This is a genomic window from Methanotorris formicicus Mc-S-70, assembly GCF_000243455.1.
GTDB classification, from domain to species: domain Archaea; phylum AGJL01; class Methanococci; order Methanococcales; family Methanococcaceae; genus Methanotorris; species Methanotorris formicicus.
In genome coordinates this window covers 1-513 of sequence record NZ_AGJL01000120.1, presented here as the reverse complement: position 1 = coordinate 513, position 513 = coordinate 1, and the positions used below count along the sequence as shown (strand labels likewise).

1 protein-coding gene is annotated in these 513 nt (G+C 39.6%); it reads left to right on the top strand.

Features of this window, described 5'->3' with window-relative positions; translation table 11 throughout:
• The coding region (locus METFODRAFT_RS09650) for a tetrahydromethanopterin S-methyltransferase (protein WP_007045446.1) at positions 1-483 on the top strand (483 nt) is incomplete at its 5' end.
• Between the last annotated feature and the right edge of the window lie 30 nt (positions 484-513).

The window sequence follows — 513 nt, the reverse complement described above, 5'->3', positions numbered from 1 at the left end:
GGACACATAACAGGACAATGCTTTAAAGCGTTATGGGAAAACGGTATTGGAGACGATGGGGGAATTATTGGAGCGAAAGGAGCAATTCCATTCTTAGAAAACGTTGGTAAAGACGCTGTTGAGAGATTCCAAAGACAAATCGTTGAAATCGTCGACTTAATCGACTGCGAAGATACTGGTAAGATAACATCTGCTATAAAAGAGTGTATCTCAAAGGATCCTGGTGCAATAGATGAAGAACCCATGGTTTTGGAATTAGAAGGTGGAGGCGCAGATGGGGAAGAAGAAGGTGCAGCAGTAAAACCTACCTCCCCAGAAATTGCATTAATAGAAGCAAGAATGAGGTTAATCTCTGAAAAGATAAACGATGCTGCAATACTTGCAAAATACAATTCTGGATACTACAACGGAAAAGTTCAAGGTATTGCAATAGGATTGTTCTTGTCCTTATTGCTATTCTCATTGATACATCCATTGTTATAACTGGAGGTGCTGAAACATGGCAGATAAAAA